General features: G+C 57.3%; 19 protein-coding genes. 16 read left to right on the top strand and 3 right to left on the bottom strand.

Annotated elements, in window-relative coordinates; translation table 11 throughout:
- Positions 1–98: 98 nt before the first annotated feature.
- From fliF to rcsA, 14 genes are all read left to right on the top strand, one after another.
- Positions 99–1,778 carry a flagellar basal-body MS-ring/collar protein FliF gene (gene fliF / locus AC3WS9_RS08360; RefSeq protein WP_282495402.1) on the top strand — a complete coding sequence of 560 codons (1,680 nt, stop codon included), beginning with the start codon at positions 99–101 and terminating at the stop codon, positions 1,776–1,778.
- Positions 1,771–2,766 (top strand): flagellar motor switch protein FliG, encoded by a 996-nt coding sequence (gene fliG, locus AC3WS9_RS08355; RefSeq protein WP_282495401.1) that lies wholly within the window; start codon positions 1,771–1,773, stop codon positions 2,764–2,766. Before fliF ends, fliG begins: the two co-directional genes overlap by 8 nt.
- Positions 2,759–3,472, top strand: a complete 714-nt coding sequence (gene fliH, locus AC3WS9_RS08350; RefSeq protein ID WP_282495400.1) for a flagellar assembly protein FliH — start codon at positions 2,759–2,761, stop codon at positions 3,470–3,472. The genes fliG and fliH overlap by 8 nt, the downstream gene beginning before the upstream one ends.
- Positions 3,472–4,842 carry a flagellar protein export ATPase FliI gene (gene fliI / locus AC3WS9_RS08345; RefSeq protein WP_282495399.1) on the top strand — a complete coding sequence of 457 codons (1,371 nt, stop codon included), beginning with the start codon at positions 3,472–3,474 and terminating at the stop codon, positions 4,840–4,842. Before fliH ends, fliI begins: the two co-directional genes overlap by 1 nt.
- A 21-nt stretch (positions 4,843–4,863) precedes the next feature.
- A complete protein-coding gene (gene fliJ / locus AC3WS9_RS08340) occupies positions 4,864–5,307 on the top strand; it encodes a flagellar export protein FliJ (RefSeq protein WP_282495398.1) in 444 nt (147 codons plus the stop codon).
- Positions 5,304–6,527: a flagellar hook length control protein FliK gene (fliK, locus tag AC3WS9_RS08335; protein ID WP_492487739.1), complete on the top strand. Its 1,224-nt coding sequence runs from the start codon at positions 5,304–5,306 to the stop codon at positions 6,525–6,527. Before fliJ ends, fliK begins: the two co-directional genes overlap by 4 nt.
- 105 nt (positions 6,528–6,632) lie before the next feature.
- Positions 6,633–7,100: a flagellar basal body-associated protein FliL gene (fliL, locus tag AC3WS9_RS08330; RefSeq protein ID WP_282495396.1), complete on the top strand. Its 468-nt coding sequence runs from the start codon at positions 6,633–6,635 to the stop codon at positions 7,098–7,100.
- A 4-nt stretch (positions 7,101–7,104) separates the two neighbouring features.
- Positions 7,105–8,109: a flagellar motor switch protein FliM gene (gene fliM / locus AC3WS9_RS08325; protein WP_282495395.1), complete on the top strand. Its 1,005-nt coding sequence runs from the start codon at positions 7,105–7,107 to the stop codon at positions 8,107–8,109.
- Positions 8,106–8,519 (top strand): flagellar motor switch protein FliN, encoded by a 414-nt coding sequence (fliN, locus tag AC3WS9_RS08320; RefSeq protein WP_282495394.1) that lies wholly within the window; start codon positions 8,106–8,108, stop codon positions 8,517–8,519. Before fliM ends, fliN begins: the two co-directional genes overlap by 4 nt.
- Positions 8,520–8,521: 2 nt before the next feature.
- A complete protein-coding gene (gene fliO, locus AC3WS9_RS08315) occupies positions 8,522–8,896 on the top strand; it encodes a flagellar biosynthetic protein FliO (protein WP_492487737.1) in 375 nt (124 codons plus the stop codon).
- A complete protein-coding gene (gene fliP / locus AC3WS9_RS08310; protein ID WP_282495392.1) occupies positions 8,896–9,633 on the top strand; it encodes a flagellar type III secretion system pore protein FliP in 738 nt (245 codons plus the stop codon). The genes fliO and fliP overlap by 1 nt, the downstream gene beginning before the upstream one ends.
- 10 nt (positions 9,634–9,643) lie before the next feature.
- Positions 9,644–9,913: a flagellar biosynthesis protein FliQ gene (gene fliQ / locus AC3WS9_RS08305; protein ID WP_282495391.1), complete on the top strand. Its 270-nt coding sequence runs from the start codon at positions 9,644–9,646 to the stop codon at positions 9,911–9,913.
- Positions 9,914–9,921: 8 nt separating this feature from the next.
- Positions 9,922–10,716, top strand: coding sequence for a flagellar biosynthetic protein FliR (fliR, locus tag AC3WS9_RS08300; RefSeq protein WP_282495390.1), 795 nt, complete (start codon positions 9,922–9,924; stop codon positions 10,714–10,716).
- Between the two features lie 284 nt (positions 10,717–11,000).
- Entirely contained in the window at positions 11,001–11,624 is a 624-nt protein-coding gene (gene rcsA, locus AC3WS9_RS08295; protein WP_282495389.1) for a transcriptional regulator RcsA, read from the top strand.
- A 91-nt stretch (positions 11,625–11,715) separates the two neighbouring features.
- On the opposite strand, the gene dsrB is transcribed toward rcsA, so the two are convergent.
- Complete coding sequence (gene dsrB / locus AC3WS9_RS08290; RefSeq protein WP_181826524.1) at positions 11,716–11,910, bottom strand: protein DsrB; 195 nt, start codon at positions 11,908–11,910, stop codon at positions 11,716–11,718.
- A gap of 128 nt (positions 11,911–12,038) precedes the next feature.
- Here dsrB and yodD point away from each other — a divergent pair, with 128 nt between their 5' ends.
- Both yodD and AC3WS9_RS08280 read left to right on the top strand, forming a co-directional pair.
- A complete protein-coding gene (yodD, locus tag AC3WS9_RS08285; protein ID WP_282495388.1) occupies positions 12,039–12,266 on the top strand; it encodes a YodD family peroxide/acid resistance protein in 228 nt (75 codons plus the stop codon).
- 292 nt (positions 12,267–12,558) lie between these two features.
- Positions 12,559–13,386 carry a mannosyl-3-phosphoglycerate phosphatase-related protein gene (locus AC3WS9_RS08280; protein WP_285144176.1) on the top strand — a complete coding sequence of 276 codons (828 nt, stop codon included), beginning with the start codon at positions 12,559–12,561 and terminating at the stop codon, positions 13,384–13,386.
- Here the strand turns inward: AC3WS9_RS08280 and dgcQ are convergent.
- Both dgcQ and AC3WS9_RS08270 read right to left on the bottom strand, forming a co-directional pair.
- The gene (gene dgcQ, locus AC3WS9_RS08275) at positions 13,353–15,044 is read right to left on the bottom strand and encodes a cellulose biosynthesis regulator diguanylate cyclase DgcQ (RefSeq protein ID WP_492487733.1); all 1,692 of its coding nucleotides are present in this window, start codon (positions 15,042–15,044) and stop codon (positions 13,353–13,355) included. The genes AC3WS9_RS08280 and dgcQ overlap by 34 nt on opposite strands.
- A 128-nt stretch (positions 15,045–15,172) precedes the next feature.
- Positions 15,173–15,355 carry a YodC family protein gene (locus tag AC3WS9_RS08270; RefSeq protein WP_282495385.1) on the bottom strand — a complete coding sequence of 61 codons (183 nt, stop codon included), beginning with the start codon at positions 15,353–15,355 and terminating at the stop codon, positions 15,173–15,175.
- Positions 15,356–15,390: the final 35 nt, after the last annotated feature.

The raw sequence follows: 15,390 nt of genomic DNA, 5'->3' as shown, positions 1-15,390 counted from the left end.
GCCATATATATGGAACTTTTGTCGTGTTTGCCGACCCGGGAGTTAGTTTTGTTTCACTACACGAATAACATCATCCACCACGAGCCACGAGGTGCGCTATGACTGCGACAGCATCTGCAGCACCGCAAAACAAATCGCTTGAGTGGATGAACCGCCTGCGTGCGAACCCTAAAATTCCGTTGATCGTAGCCGGCGCTGCCGCTATTGCGATTCTCGTGGCGATGGTCCTGTGGGCGAAAAGCCCGGACTATCGCACCCTTTATAGCAACCTGTCCGATCAGGACGGCGGGGCTATCGTCACCCAGCTGACCCAGATGAACATCCCTTACCGCTTTGCGGATAACGGTGTGCTGGAAGTACCTGCGGATAAAGTCCACGAACTGCGCCTGCGCCTCGCCCAACAAGGTCTGCCGAAAGGCGGCGCGGTTGGGTTTGAGCTGCTGGATCAGGAAAAGTTCGGTATCAGCCAGTTTAGCGAGCAGATCAACTACCAGCGCGCGCTGGAAGGCGAACTGGCCCGCACTATCGAAACGCTTGGCCCGGTGAAAACCGCCCGCGTGCATCTGGCGATGCCAAAACCGTCCCTGTTCGTGCGCGAACAAAAATCGCCGACGGCGTCGGTGACCGTGAATCTGGAACCTGGCCGTGCGCTGGACGAAGGCCAGATCAGCGCGATCACCCACCTGGTCTCCAGCGCCGTTGCTGGCCTGCCGCCGGGTAACGTCACCGTGGTGGATCAGAGCGGTCACCTGCTGACCCAGTCCAACACCAGCAGCCGCGACCTGAATGACGCGCAGCTGAAATATGCCACCGACGTGGAAAGCCGCGTCCAGCGTCGCATCGAAGCGATCCTCGGTCCTATCGTGGGTAACGGCAACGTCCACGCTCAGGTCACCGCGCAGATCGACTTCGCGAATAAAGAACAAACCGAAGAGCAGTACAGCCCGAACGGCGATGCGTCTCAGGCAGTTATGCGTTCGCGTCAGCTGAACACCACCGATCAGATCGGCGGCCAGAATCCGGGCGGCGTTCCGGGTGCGCTGTCGAACACCCCTGCCCCGGCTAACACTGCGCCGATTTCCACGCCTCCGGCGAATCAGCAGAACGGCCAGCAGAATGCGGCGCAGACCACCTCGACGGCAGCGGCAAACACCGGTCCACGTAACTCGAGCCGTAACGAGACCACGAACTACGAAGTGGATCGCACCATCCGTCACACCAAGATGAACGTGGGCGACGTGCAGCGTCTCTCCGTTGCCGTGGTGGTGAACTACAAAACGCTGCCGGACGGAAAACCGCTGCCGCTGACCACCGATCAGATGAAGCAGATCGAAGACCTGACCCGTGAAGCGATGGGCTACTCCGAAAAACGCGGTGACACCCTGAACGTGGTCAACTCTCCGTTCACCGTCACTGACGAATCCGGTGGTGAGCTGCCATTCTGGCAACAGCAGTCGTTCATCGACCAGCTGATGTCCGCAGGCCGCTGGTTACTGGTCCTGATTGTTGCCTGGATTATCTGGCGTAAAGCCATCCGTCCACAGCTTAACCGCCGTGCGGAAGTGCTGAAAGCTGAACAAGAGAACATGAGCGTTCGTCAGGAAACTCAGGAAGCCGTTGAAGTTCGCCTGAGCCGTGACGAACAGCTGCAGCAACGCCGCGCCAACCAGCGCATGGGCGCTGAGGTCATGAGCCAGCGTATTCGCGAAATGTCTGATAACGATCCACGCGTCGTCGCGCTGGTGATCCGCCAGTGGATGGGTAACGAAGATGAGTAACCTTAGCGGTAAAGATAAAAGCGTCATCCTGCTGATGACCATCGGTGAAGATCGTGCGGCGGAGGTGTTCAAACACCTCTCCCAGCGCGAAGTTCAGATCCTCAGTGCGGCGATGGCGAACGTGCGTCAGATCTCCAACCAGCAGTTGACGGAAGTGCTGGCCGAGTTTGAGCAGGAAGCGGAACAGTTCGCGGCGCTGAACGTCAACGCCAACGACTACCTGCGTTCGGTCCTGGTCAAAGCCCTGGGCGAAGAGCGTGCTGCCAGCCTGCTGGAAGATATTCTGGAAACACGCGATACCGCCAGCGGCATCGAAACGCTCAACTTTATGGAGCCGCAGAGTGCCGCCGACCTTATTCGCGACGAGCACCCACAGATCATCGCCACCATCCTGGTGCACCTCAAACGCAGCCAGGCGGCAGATATTCTGGCGCTGTTCGACGAACGTCTGCGTCACGACGTGATGCTGCGTATCGCCACCTTCGGCGGCGTCCAGCCGGCGGCGCTGGCGGAGCTGACCGAAGTGCTGAACGGCCTGCTCGACGGCCAGAACCTCAAGCGCAGCAAAATGGGCGGCGTGAGAACCGCAGCCGAAATTATCAACCTGATGAAATCGCAGCAGGAAGAGGCCGTTATGTCGGCGGTGCGCGAGTTCGACGGCGAGCTGGCACAGAAAATTATCGACGAGATGTTCCTGTTCGAAAACCTGGTCGAAGTCGACGATCGCAGCGTCCAGCGCCTGCTCCAGGAAGTGGATTCCGAATCCCTGCTTATCGCCCTCAAAGGGGCCGAGCAGCCGCTGCGCGAGAAATTCCTGCGCAACATGTCTCAGCGTGCGGCGGATATCCTGCGCGACGACCTTGCCAACCGTGGCCCGGTTCGTCTGTCTCAGGTGGAAAACGAACAGAAAGCGATCCTGCTTATCGTACGTCGTCTGGCCGAAACCGGCGAGATGGTGATTGGCGGCGGAGACGATGCGTATGTCTAAGGAGTTGCCGTGGAAGCGCTGGACTCCTGACGATCTGGCCCCGCCGATGGCGGAGTTTATGCCTGCCCTGCTGCCCTCCTCTTCCAGCGAAGAGAGCGCAGACGAAGATGTCCCGGAGCTGAGCGAAGAAGAGCAGCGTGCGCAGATGCTGGCGCATCTGCAAATGCAGGCGCATGAGCAAGGCTATAACGCGGGCATGAATGAAGGTCGCCAGCTTGGCCACCAGCAGGGTTACGAAGAAGGCAAAGCCCAGGGCCTTGAGAAAGGTCTGGAGGAGTCACGCCAGCAGCAGGCCCCGGTCCATGCGCGGATGCAGCAGCTGGTGAGCGAGTTCCAGAACACGCTCGATGCGCTCGACAGCGTGATCGCCTCGCGCCTGATGCAGATGGCGCTCGAAGCGGCCCGCCAGGTGATTGGTCATACGCCGGTGGTGGACAACTCGGCGCTGATTAAACAGATTCAGGGCTTGCTGCAGCAAGAACCTTTGTTCAGCGGCAAACCGCAGCTGCGCGTCCATCCGGACGATCTGCAGCGCGTCGAAGAGATGCTGGGCGCCACGCTGAGCCTGCACGGCTGGCGTCTGCGCGGCGATCCGTCGCTGCATCACGGCGGGTGTAAAGTCTCCGCCGATGAAGGCGATCTGGACGCCAGCGTCGCCACGCGCTGGCAGGAACTGTGCCGCCTGGCCGCACCGGGAGTTGTCTGATGACCGCCCGTCTGACGCGCTGGCTGAACACGCTCGACAACTTTGAAACGAAGATGGCGCAACTGCCATCTGTTCGTCGTTATGGCCGTCTGACCCGTGCCACCGGGCTGGTGCTGGAAGCCACCGGCTTACAGCTGCCGCTCGGCGCAACCTGCGTGATTGAACGCCAGGACCAGAACGAAACGCGCGAAGTCGAAAGCGAAGTCGTCGGCTTCAACGGCCAGCGCCTGTTTTTGATGCCCCTCGAAGAGGTGGAAGGCATTCTGCCCGGCGCGCGCGTGTACGCGAAAAACAACTCCGGCGACGGGCTGCACAGCGGTAAGCAATTACCCCTCGGTCCGGCGCTGTTAGGCCGAGTTCTCGACGGCGCAGGGAAACCGCTCGACGGACTGCCCGCACCGGACACCACCGAAACCGGGGCGCTGATCACTCAGCCGTTTAACCCGCTGCAACGTACCGCCATCGAACATGTTCTGGATACGGGCGTGCGCCCAATTAACGCCCTGCTGACCGTCGGTCGCGGGCAGCGTATGGGCCTGTTCGCCGGTTCCGGTGTCGGTAAATCGGTACTGCTCGGGATGATGGCGCGTTACACCGAAGCCGACGTGATTGTCGTGGGGCTGATCGGGGAACGTGGCCGCGAAGTTAAAGATTTTATCGAGAACATTCTCGGGGCCGATGGCCGCGCGCGTTCGGTGGTGATCGCCGCTCCGGCGGATGTCTCCCCGCTGCTGCGTATGCAGGGTGCCGCCTACGCCACCCGTATTGCTGAAGATTTTCGCGATCGCGGCCAGCACGTGCTGCTGATTATGGACTCCCTGACCCGCTATGCGATGGCCCAGCGTGAAATCGCGCTGGCGATCGGCGAACCCCCGGCGACCAAAGGCTATCCGCCGTCGGTGTTTGCCAAACTGCCTGCGCTGGTTGAACGCGCAGGGAACGGGGTGAGCGGCGGCGGTTCGGTCACCGCGTTTTACACGGTCCTGACCGAAGGCGATGACCAGCAGGACCCGATTGCCGACTCGGCGCGTGCGATCCTCGATGGTCACATCGTGCTTTCCCGTCATCTGGCGGAAGCGGGCCACTATCCGGCGATCGACATTGAAGCCTCAATCAGCCGTGCGATGACCGCGCTGATTAGCGAAAAACATTACGCCCGCGTGCGTAACTTTAAACAACTGCTTTCCAGCTTCCAGCGTAACCGCGATCTGGTGAGCGTCGGGGCCTATGCCAAAGGCAGCGACCCGATGCTCGACAAGGCGATTGCGCTTTGGCCACAGCTGGAGGCGTTCTTGCAACAAGGTATTTTTGAACGTGCCGACTGGGAAGATTCTCTCCAGGCTTTGGATCTGATATTCCCGCAGGTGTAACACAGGTGGAGGGCGAAGATCATGGCGCAACATGGCGCATTAGCGACGCTAAAAGATCTGGCTGAAAAAGAAGTTGATGATGCCGCACTGCAGCTTGGCGCAATGCGACGCGGATATCAGCAGGCTGAAGAACAGTTGACGATGTTAATCGACTATCAGCACGAATATCGCACCAACCTCAATACCGATATGTCACAGGGCATTGGCAGCCAGCGCTGGATTAACTATCAGCAGTTTATTCAGACGCTGGAAAAGGCGATCGAACAGCATCGCCAGCAGCTGACCCAGTGGGACCAGAAAGTCGATAAGGCACTCAATTTCTGGCGAGAAAAGAAGCAGCGACTTCAGGCCTGGACTACGCTTCAGGATCGACAGACCGCCGCGACCCTGCTTGCCGAAAACCGCCTCGATCAGAAGAAAATGGATGAGTTTGCCCAGCGCGCATCAATGAGGAAAACGGAATGATCACACTGCAACAACTGCTGATGACCGACCCTGACCTGTCCGGCGGCACGCAGACGGGTAAAGGCGCCGAGGGCGCACAAGATTTTCTCTCCCTGCTGGCGGGTGCCTTAACGGACACCGCCGGTCAGGGCCAGGGCAAAGACGCCCCGCTGACGCTGGCGTCCCTGAAAGCCGCCACCAGCAAGCTGTCGAAAGAGGCGATCCTGAAGGACGGCGATAGCACCCTTCAGACCAAACTCGCCTCTCTGCTGGCGCGTCAGGATCAGATCGCCGCCGACGGTGCCGCGAAAACCGCACCGCTGGAAGGTCTGGTGACGGGCCTGCTGCCTGCCACCCACGGCGATGCGCTGAAAGCCCTGACCGGCCAGGCGCAAAAAGAAGAGACTAAAACTGACCTGAACGATGAAGAGCTTGCCGGGCTGAGCGCCCTGATGGCGATGCTGCCGCACCAGCAGACGGCGACGGCGGCCATCGCGCCATCGAACACGGCCGGTGAGATCGCGACACAGCCTGCGGGCGTCGCCTCCTCTTCATCACGCAATGCGATGTTGAATGCCGATGTTGCCATCAACAGCAAAGTGCAGGCCAATACCGGGGATGCCGAGCGCACTACCCTGTCGGCCAGCGTCCAGCCGTTAACGCCGGTGGCGGAAGCGGTCGCCGCGAAGCATGAAGCGATCAGCGCCGCCTCTTCGACGACATCGAGCGCAACCTTGCCCCCGATTCTGGCGAACAGTATCAGCGCACCGCCCCCTGCCGTTGCGGCACCTGCGGCGGTGATCAGCCAGCCGCTGGGGACGCACGAGTGGCAGCAGGCGATCAGCCAGCACGTCACTTTGTATACCAAACAGGGCCAGCAGAGCGCGGAACTGCATTTACACCCCGAAGAACTGGGACAAGTGCAAATTTCGCTTAAACTTGATGATAACCAGGCACAGCTGCAGATGGTTTCCGCCCACGGCAGCGTACGTGCTGCGCTGGAAGCGGCGCTGCCGATGCTGCGCACCTCGCTTGCCGAGAACGGCATTCAGCTGGCGCAAAGCACCATCAGCAGTGAAAGCTTCGCAGGCCAACAGCAGCAGTCCTCTCAGCAGCAACAGCAGGCCTCGCGCTCCGGCCAGCAGGGTGGATTTAACGACGAAAGTGAAGAACTGCTGGCAACGCCTGCGGCACTGCAGTCCGCCGCGCGTGGCAACAGCGCCGTAGACATCTTTGCCTAAACGCCAGAGGTAGCGTGATTATCTCCGTCTTTTCCACGCTTTGACCAAAGCAGGACGCGGGATAATCACTGTATTAGCTGTACCGAAACAGGAAGCTCGTATCAGATGACTGACTCCGCTATCACCAAAAAAAGCAAGCGCTCCATTTGGGTGCCGCTGCTGGTGTTAATTACACTCGCCGCATGTGCGACCGCTGGCTATAGTTACTGGCGTTCACAACAAGCGCCGTCAGCCGCTGCCCATGCAGAACCCCCGCCGCCTCCGGCACCGGTCTTTTTCGCACTGGATACCTTCACCGTTAACCTCGGTGATGCGGATCGTGTGCTGTATGTCGGCATTACCCTGCGCCTGAAAGATGACGCAACTCGCACCCGTCTGAGCGAATACCTGCCAGAAGTGCGCAGCCGCCTGTTACTGCTTTTCTCTCGTCAGGACGCCTCCGGGCTTGCCACCGATGACGGGAAGCAAAAGCTGGTCGAGGCCATCAAACAAACGCTGGCAGCGCCACTGGTAGCAGGTCAACCTAAGCAGGAAGTCACTGACGTTCTGTACACAGCTTTCATCCTGCGGTAGAGACATGGGCGATAGTATTCTTTCTCAAGCGGAAATCGATGCGCTGCTCAACGGCGACAGCGAGAAGAGCGATGATCCCGTACCGGGACAGGGTGGCGAATCAGATATTCGCCCCTATGACCCGAATACCCAGCGTCGCGTGGTGCGCGAGCGCCTGCAGGCGCTGGAGATCATCAACGAACGTTTTGCACGTCAGTTCCGTATGGGGCTGTTTAACCTGCTGCGTCGTAGCCCGGACATCACCGTCGGGGCAATCCGCATTCAGCCTTATCATGAGTTTGCCCGCAACCTGCCGGTGCCGACTAACCTTAACCTGATCCACCTGAAACCACTGCGTGGCACCGGGCTGTTCGTGTTTTCTCCGAGCCTGGTCTTTATCGCCGTGGATAACCTGTTTGGCGGTGACGGTCGCTTCCCGACGAAAGTCGAAGGACGCGAATTTACCCATACTGAACAGCGTGTGATCAACCGCATGCTGAAGCTGGCGCTGGAATCTTACAGCGACGCGTGGAAAGCGATTAACCCGCTGGAAGTGGAGTACGTGCGTTCGGAGATGCAGGTGAAATTCACCAACATCACCACCTCGCCAAACGACATCGTCGTCAATACCCCGTTCCACGTGGAAATCGGCAACCTGACCGGTGAGTTTAATATCTGCCTGCCGTTCAGCATGATTGAGCCGCTGCGCGAAGTGCTGGTGAACCCACCGCTGGAAAACTCACGCCATGAGGATCAGAACTGGCGCGAGAATCTGGTGCGTCAGGTGCAGCATTCACAGCTTGAACTGGTGGCGAGCTTTGCGGATATTCCGCTGCGTTTGTCCCAGATCCTGAAATTACAACCCGGCGATGTGCTGCCGATAGAAAAACCGGACCGCATTATTGCCCATGTGGATGGCGTCCCGGTATTGACCAGCCAGTACGGCACCGTTAACGGTCAATACGCGCTACGCGTTGAGCACTTGATCAATCCGATATTGAATTCGCTGAATGAGGAACAGCCCAAATGAGTGACATGAACAATCCGTCCGATGAAAACAGCGGAGCACTGGACGATCTGTGGGCTGATGCGTTAAACGAGCAACAGGCAACCCCGAGCAAAAGCGCGGCGGAAGCGGTGTTTCAGCAGTTAGGCGGCGGTGACGTCAGCGGTACGCTGCAGGATATCGACCTGATTATGGATATCCCGGTAAAACTGACCGTTGAGCTGGGTCGTACCCGGATGACCATCAAAGAGCTGCTGCGCCTGACGCAGGGTTCCGTGGTGGCGCTGGAAGGTCTGGCCGGTGAGCCGCTGGATATCCTGATCAACGGCTATCTGATTGCCCAGGGTGAAGTAGTCGTCGTGGCCGATAAATACGGCGTGCGTATTACCGACATCATTACCCCGTCCGAACGTATGCGTCGTCTGAGCCGCTAAGTATGAAAACCCAGGCAACAGTATCTCAACCCTCTGCGGTGCCCGGCTCGCCGCTGCTCCAGGTGAGCGGTGCGCTGTTCGGTATTATTGCCTTTATTCTGATTGCCGCGTGGCTGGTCAAATGTTTTGGCCTGGCGGGTAAAACCGCCCACACGCGCGGTCTGAAAGTGAGCGCCAGTACGTCGCTCGGCCCGCGGGAACGCGTGGTGATCGTTGAAGTAGAAGATGCGCGCCTGGTGTTGGGCGTGACTGCAACGCAAATTAATGTGCTGCATAAACTGCCTCCTGCGCCGGAAACCGCGCCAGAGAGTGCAGAGAGTTCAGCGGATTTTCAGTCCGTTATGAAGAGTTTGCTTAAGCGTTCCGGGAGATCCTGATGCGCCGTGTGTTATCCCTTACGCTGGCAGGCCTCTGCCTGTTTGCTCCTGCCGTGCATGCCCAGTTACCCGGTCTGATTTCAACCCCGATGGCGGGCGGCGGCCAGAGCTGGTCTCTGCCTGTTCAGACGCTGGTGTTTATCACCGCCCTGACCTTTATTCCGGCGGTGTTGCTGATGATGACCAGCTTCACCCGCATCATCATCGTCTTTGGTTTGCTGCGAAATGCGCTCGGCACGCCGTCTGCGCCGCCGAACCAGGTGATGCTTGGCTTAGCCCTGTTTCTGACCTTCTTTATTATGTCGCCGGTGATCGACAAGATTTACGCCGACGCCTATCAGCCGTTCAGTGAAGACAAAATCTCGATGCAAGTGGCGCTCGAAAAAGGCGCTCAGCCGCTGCGTGAATTTATGCTGCGCCAGACCCGTGAAGCGGACCTCGCCCTGTTTGCCCGTCTGGCGAATGCCGGCCCGATGCAAGGCCCGGAAGCGGTGCCGATGCGCATTCTGCTGCCTGCGTACGTGACCAGCGAGCTGAAAACCGCGTTCCAGATTGGTTTCACCATTTTTATTCCGTTCCTGATTATCGACCTGGTGATCGCCAGCGTCCTGATGGCGCTCGGGATGATGATGGTGCCCCCCGCCTCCATTGCCCTGCCCTTTAAGATCATGCTCTTTGTGCTGGTCGACGGCTGGCAACTGCTGGTCGGGTCGCTGGCGCAGAGTTTCTACAGTTGAGGCGCGCCCAATGACTCCTGAATCGGTCATGATGATGGGCACGGAGGCGATGAAAATCGCCATCTCCGTCGCCTCTCCTCTTCTGCTGGTGGCTCTGATCACCGGTCTTGTTATCAGTATTTTGCAGGCGGCGACGCAGATTAACGAAATGACCCTGTCGTTCATTCCGAAAATCATCGCTGTGTTTGTCACCATTATCGTTGCCGGGCCGTGGATGCTGAACCTGTTGCTGGACTACATGCGCAACCTGTTTACCAACCTGCCCTACATCATCGGCTGACGGGCTGAATGCTACATTTCACCAGCGATCAGTTCATGGGCTGGCTCGGCCTCTACTTCTGGCCGCTGCTGCGCATCATGGCGCTGATCATGAGTGCGCCCATCTTCAGTGAAAAATCGATCCCCAAACGCGTGAAAATCGGTCTGGGGATGGCGATTACTTTTGTGGTTGCCCCGACGCTGCCGCCCGTTGACGTGCCGATTTTCTCTCCTCAGGCGGTCTGGATGGCGCTGCAGCAGATCCTGATCGGCGTGGCGATTGGCTTTACCATGCAGCTGGCGTTTGCGGCGGTACGAACCGCCGGTGAACTTATCGGCCTGCAGATGGGGCTCTCTTTCGCCACCTTCATCGATCCGGCGAGCCACCTCAACATGCCGGTGCTGGCGCGTATCATCGATATGCTGGCGATGCTGCTGTTCCTGAGCTTCAACGGTCACCTGTGGCTGATCTCAATGCTGGTGGATACTTTCCACACGCTGCCGATTGGCGGTAACCCGGTCAACAGCAACGCCTTCCTCGCGCTGGTGCGCGCCGCCGGGCTGATTTTCCTCAACGGTCTGATGCTGGCCCTGCCGGTCATCACCCTGCTCCTCACGGTGAACCTGGCGCTGGGACTCCTGAACCGTATGGCGCCGCAGCTGTCGGTATTTGTCATTGGCTTCCCGGTCACCCTGACCGTCGGCCTGATATTGATGGCCCTGTTAATGCCCCTGATCGCCCCCTTCTGCGAACATTTATTTGGCGAATTGTTTACTTTATTGACGGATATTGTTCACGAGCTACCCAGAAATATTAATCCCTGATGTTTATATTGTCTCTGTGAGGATATTCCTAAAATAAAACATGAAAAACATCTACCAGGATATATCTGGTGCGGTTTATTTGTTTTTATGCCCCTCACAATACTCAACATTTACTTTACTTTAAGATGATTCCTGGCAAATTATACGTAACTTTACGGGATAGTGAGTCCGCCTGAAAGTCTTTGTTTTGCTCACAGGTTAATAACCGTTTCCATCCCGTATGGCTGTTTATGAGCTCTCAGGCAGATGGTGAATTATCGTTACGCATTGAGTGAGGGTATGCCATGTCAACGATCATTATGGATTTATGCAGTTACACCCGGCTAGGGCTAACCGGGTACCTGGCAAGCAGAGGGGTTAAAAAGCGAGACATCAACGATGTGCATGATGTTGGTGAACTTGAAGCCGCTTGTGATACTTACAAGCCCGGCGTGGTGTTTATTAATGAGGACTGTTTCATTCACGATCCAGCCAACAGTCAGCACATCAAGCAGATCATTAATCAACATCCTAAAACCCTGTTTATTGTTTTTATGGCGATCGCAAATATCCATTTCGATGAATATCTGTTAGTCCGTAAAAACCTATTAATCAGTTCTAAATCAATTAAGCCCGAGTCGCTGGATGACATTTTGGGTGATTATTTGAATAAAGAGACAAAGAGTGTAGCGGAGTTTAACATACCCACGCTATCATTAAGCCGCACTGAATCAAGTATGCTGCGAATGTGGATGGCCGGACAGGGCACAATTCAAATTTCCGACCAGATGAACATCAAAGCAAAAACGGTTTCGTCACATAAGGGTAATATTAAAAGGAAAATAAAAACGCATAATAAACAGGTCATCTATCATGTTGTTCGTCTGACGGATAATGTGACCAACGGTATTTTTGTCAATATGCGCTAATTCTTAAACTCTTCACACAATATCAATCTCTGGCCTGGCCAGAGATTTTTCGTTTAACGGCCGGGTAAGTTCGCCCTCACCCGACGCGCCATTATTCAGATTCCGCTTTTTCCACAAAGATCCCGTCAGAATGGCCAATCTCGTTAAAGAACCAGATGCCGAGCGGGTAATCTTCCAGCGACACCAGATACATGATGCCTTCGTTAAACTGTTCCACTGCCAGTACTACGCCTGGGCGGCGCGGTCCGCCGTCCGTCTTGACGGTGACCCGATCGTTGACCTTCATAAAATCCTCCTGTGGTTTTGAGCCAGTGTAGAACAAAACGCAGCAACTGGCAGCGGGTGCACGCGTGAGTGACGCTTTTGTGGGCAGTCTATACTTAACCCTGAAGACGGCGAAATGAGGTACGAGGAATGAAGACCGCGAAAGAGTACAGCGACACCGCGAAACGCGAAGTTAGCGTCGATGTCGATGCCCTGCTGGCCGCGATTAATGAAATCAGCGAAGGCGAAGTGCGCCGCTCGGAGGAAGACCCTACGCGCGTGAGCATCGACGGGCGTGACTATCACACTTACCGCGAGCTGGCCGAGGCGTTTGAGCTGGATATTCATGATTTCAGCATCAGCGAAGTGAACCGTTGAGGCGAAAAAAATCCCGGTCATGGGGATGACCGGGATGAAACTTGCTTATGCAAGAAGCACTTGTAAATTCGTTACACCAGGAAATCTGATGTGGGATTTACCTTATCCCCAATAAAATTGCATGACAAGGATATATTCCTGTCGAAAATGATTTCCGTCACAACCTTCAGTTTTAGTTATGAATCGCGGCCCTTGCCGCATGCGGGTCAGCGGGATCGGTTCCGAAAACGGGAGAGCTTATGCCTCCCCGGTTTTAGGATTAATCTCAGGCACACAGGCTTCAGGAGACGCTATGTCCTTACTTAAGGAGACACTGCTGATATTTACCGATCTGGACGGTACGCTGCTGGATATCCACACCTACGACTGGCGACCTGCCGCGCCCTGGCTGGATAAACTACAGGACCATCAGATCCCGGTCATTTTATGCAGCAGTAAAACGGCGGCGGAGACCCTCGAAATCCAGCAGGATTTGGGGCTGGAAGGGTTGCCCTTTATTGCCGAAAACGGGGCGGTGATCCAGCTGGATGTGCGCTGGGACGATCACCCCAATGCCCCGCGCCTGATCAACGGCACGCCGCACAGTGAAATCCGCAGCCTCATCGATCCCATTCGTGAACGTAGCGGGTATAAATTCACCACTTTCGATGACGTCGACGAACGGGTGATCGGCGAGTGGACCGGGCTGAACCGCGAGCGTTCGGCGCTGGCCCGTCTGCACGAAGCCTCAATTACCCTCATCTGGCGCGACAGCGACGAGCGGATGACGCAGTTTGAATCTGAGCTGGTGCAGCTCGGGTTGAAGTTCGTGCAGGGCGCACGCTTCTGGCACATTCTGGATGCGCGCGGCGGGAAAGATCAGGCGGTCAACTGGCTGATTGATGAGTACCGCAAACGCGAGGGTTTTGTGCCGACGACGATCGGGCTGGGCGACGGACCCAACGACGCCCCCCTGCTCGATAACGTCGATTACGCCGTGGTGGTGAAAGGCATTAACCGCCACGGTATTCAGCTCCAGGAAGATATTCCTGAGCGGGTCTACCACACCACCCAACCGGGACCGGAAGGCTGGCGTGAAGGACTCGATCATTTCTTATCGGCGTCGCGCCACACCACCTGATTTCTCCCCTGCTGTTTCGCCAGGTACAGGCGCGCATCGGCAATGGACTGCAGTTGCTCGAAGTCGGAATTCTCGTTCTCCTCCGTGCTGCTCACGCCCAGCGAGGCGCTGATCCGCGTGGTGGTGCTTTTCCTCACCAGAATCTCTTTGCGGTTGATACAGGCGCGAATGCGCTCCGCCACTTCGGCGGCCTGCCGGGTGGTCGCTCCCGGCAGCACCACGCAGAACTCTTCGCCGCCGACGCGCCCGGCGACGTCGCTGCTGCGCAGGGCGCTGGCGATCAGTCCGGCGGTGTGACACAGCACTTTGTCCCCGGCCTGGTGGCCGAAGCGGTCGTTAATGCTTTTGAAATGGTCCAGATCGAGCTGAATGACCGAGAAAGGAATGTTCTGCTCACGGCACTCTTGCGCCAGGGTTTTGGCCCGATCAAACAGGGCGCCACGGTTGTTCAGCCGCGTCAGCGGGTCGTGCCACGCCTGCCACTGGAGAGAGTTTTGCATGCTGGACATGTTGCTGACCATCCGGCGAATCACCAGCCAGGAGATCAGCAGCATCGCCGTAAAGAGCGCCCACAGCAGCGCCAGCGCGATGCTGATACTGCCGAAATCCCCGTTTACCCCTTCCTGCAAGGTATGCACGCGCAGCACCACGCCGTCAAAATGGTCGAGTCGCTCCCAGCTGATATAGCGCGAGTTCAGGCGAATGCCGCCCTGGGTATCGCTTTCGATGGCATGGGCAATCTGCGCCCGCTCGAGTTCGTCAAACTGATTGACCAGCCCGTCCGGCGGCTCGGAGGTGGTGATCAGATTCAGGCGGCTGTCATACAGCTGATACTCTCCGTCCGTGCGGCGATCGACGGCTTCCGTCAGCAGCTGCTTCATGGTCGGGAGGGTGAAATCCATCGCCAGCACGCCGTACCAGTAGTGATCCTGATAGACCGGCAGGCTGGCGGTGATTACCCTCTCCTCGCGGTCGTCGGACAGGGGCGCCATAAACCAGCGCACGCCGCGCGAGCGGTTTTGCCGCTCGTTCTGCTGGGTAAACCACGGGCGCGTCACCAGGTCGTAATAACGGGAGACAATCGTGTAATCAAGAGGCGAAGGATCGGTGGAGAGAAAAAAACCGGCGCGCGAGACATAAGAGACGCGCCTCTCCTTGCCGGTGGTCGAGGTGGCGAGACGCAGCAGATAACCCACCTCCAGCGCGGCAGAGAGCTCGTTGCCGATGCGCTGACCGTCGCGCGCCAGTAGCGTGGTGCGCTCCACCGTCGCGTCTGAGACGCCGCTTATCGGCAGCGTGCGCTGCTGATCGACATCCAGCTGCCAGAACGGCTGATTGCGCAGACGGTTAAATTTGGTGACGGCATCCTGCAGCACGCGAAAGCCGAGCGGCGTTTGCAGCGCATCGCCCATGCTGTGGCGAAAAAAGAGCAGTTTATCGATGCTGAACTGGAGCTGCCGGTCGAGGGAGCTGGCCACATTTTTCAGGTGATTTTGCTGGCTGGAGATGTAAGCATCTTCCAGCACCACCACTTCGCGCCAGGTGAGGATCGTTGAAAAGATAAGGACAACCACAAAACAGAGATTAACGATTTTCCCGGGCTGGTGACGTAACCGTTCAAGAAAATGCGTTTTGGCTTTATAGACATCGCGCTGCACAGACACTCCCTGCTGAAAACTTGCATCACCCGCACAAAAGCCACGCCCGGCGGTTCCGATATCTTAAGACAAGCACCGCGCTTGAGGATAGTCAACAAAAACGCCCGGACATGCCGGGCGTTGCGTGATTAAGCCGTTTCTCGCCGTTGTCGTCCGTCACCGGGCAGAAGCTCGTCTTCACGAAACGCTTCCCGCTTGATGCCGTACCCGTCGTACCACCGGCACTCCACCATACCGCTGGAATAGCCGGTGACAATCATCGATGGACCACCGTTTTTCGGCTTAACTTCATCACTGACCACAAAGACCATATCCGCCTCCAGTATCAGGGTGAAACTGTTTCAAT

This window comes from Lelliottia sp. EB106-05-01-XG201 (assembly GCF_058791735.1).
Note: the sequence above shows the minus strand (reverse complement) of the source record. Positions and strands in the feature narration are given on the sequence as shown.

What these genes read in the sequence shown, in the direction of transcription:
- fliF (WP_282495402.1), top strand. Translation starts at nt 99, where the DNA reads ATGACTGCGACAGCATCTGCAGCACCGCAAAACAAATCGCTTGAGTGG.
- fliG (WP_282495401.1), top strand. Translation starts at nt 1,771, where the DNA reads ATGAGTAACCTTAGCGGTAAAGATAAAAGCGTCATCCTGCTGATGACC.
- fliH (WP_282495400.1), top strand. Translation starts at nt 2,759, where the DNA reads ATGTCTAAGGAGTTGCCGTGGAAGCGCTGGACTCCTGACGATCTGGCC.
- fliI (WP_282495399.1), top strand. Translation starts at nt 3,472, where the DNA reads ATGACCGCCCGTCTGACGCGCTGGCTGAACACGCTCGACAACTTTGAA.
- fliJ (WP_282495398.1), top strand. Translation starts at nt 4,864, where the DNA reads ATGGCGCAACATGGCGCATTAGCGACGCTAAAAGATCTGGCTGAAAAA.
- fliK (WP_492487739.1), top strand. Translation starts at nt 5,304, where the DNA reads ATGATCACACTGCAACAACTGCTGATGACCGACCCTGACCTGTCCGGC.
- fliL (WP_282495396.1), top strand. Translation starts at nt 6,633, where the DNA reads ATGACTGACTCCGCTATCACCAAAAAAAGCAAGCGCTCCATTTGGGTG.
- fliM (WP_282495395.1), top strand. Translation starts at nt 7,105, where the DNA reads ATGGGCGATAGTATTCTTTCTCAAGCGGAAATCGATGCGCTGCTCAAC.
- fliN (WP_282495394.1), top strand. Translation starts at nt 8,106, where the DNA reads ATGAGTGACATGAACAATCCGTCCGATGAAAACAGCGGAGCACTGGAC.
- fliO (WP_492487737.1), top strand. Translation starts at nt 8,522, where the DNA reads ATGAAAACCCAGGCAACAGTATCTCAACCCTCTGCGGTGCCCGGCTCG.
- fliP (WP_282495392.1), top strand. Translation starts at nt 8,896, where the DNA reads ATGCGCCGTGTGTTATCCCTTACGCTGGCAGGCCTCTGCCTGTTTGCT.
- fliQ (WP_282495391.1), top strand. Translation starts at nt 9,644, where the DNA reads ATGACTCCTGAATCGGTCATGATGATGGGCACGGAGGCGATGAAAATC.
- fliR (WP_282495390.1), top strand. Translation starts at nt 9,922, where the DNA reads ATGCTACATTTCACCAGCGATCAGTTCATGGGCTGGCTCGGCCTCTAC.
- rcsA (WP_282495389.1), top strand. Translation starts at nt 11,001, where the DNA reads ATGTCAACGATCATTATGGATTTATGCAGTTACACCCGGCTAGGGCTA.
- dsrB (WP_181826524.1), bottom strand. Translation starts at nt 11,910, where the DNA reads ATGAAGGTCAACGATCGGGTCACCGTCAAGACGGACGGCGGACCGCGC.
- yodD (WP_282495388.1), top strand. Translation starts at nt 12,039, where the DNA reads ATGAAGACCGCGAAAGAGTACAGCGACACCGCGAAACGCGAAGTTAGC.
- AC3WS9_RS08280 (WP_285144176.1), top strand. Translation starts at nt 12,559, where the DNA reads ATGTCCTTACTTAAGGAGACACTGCTGATATTTACCGATCTGGACGGT.
- AC3WS9_RS08270 (WP_282495385.1), bottom strand. Translation starts at nt 15,355, where the DNA reads ATGGTCTTTGTGGTCAGTGATGAAGTTAAGCCGAAAAACGGTGGTCCA.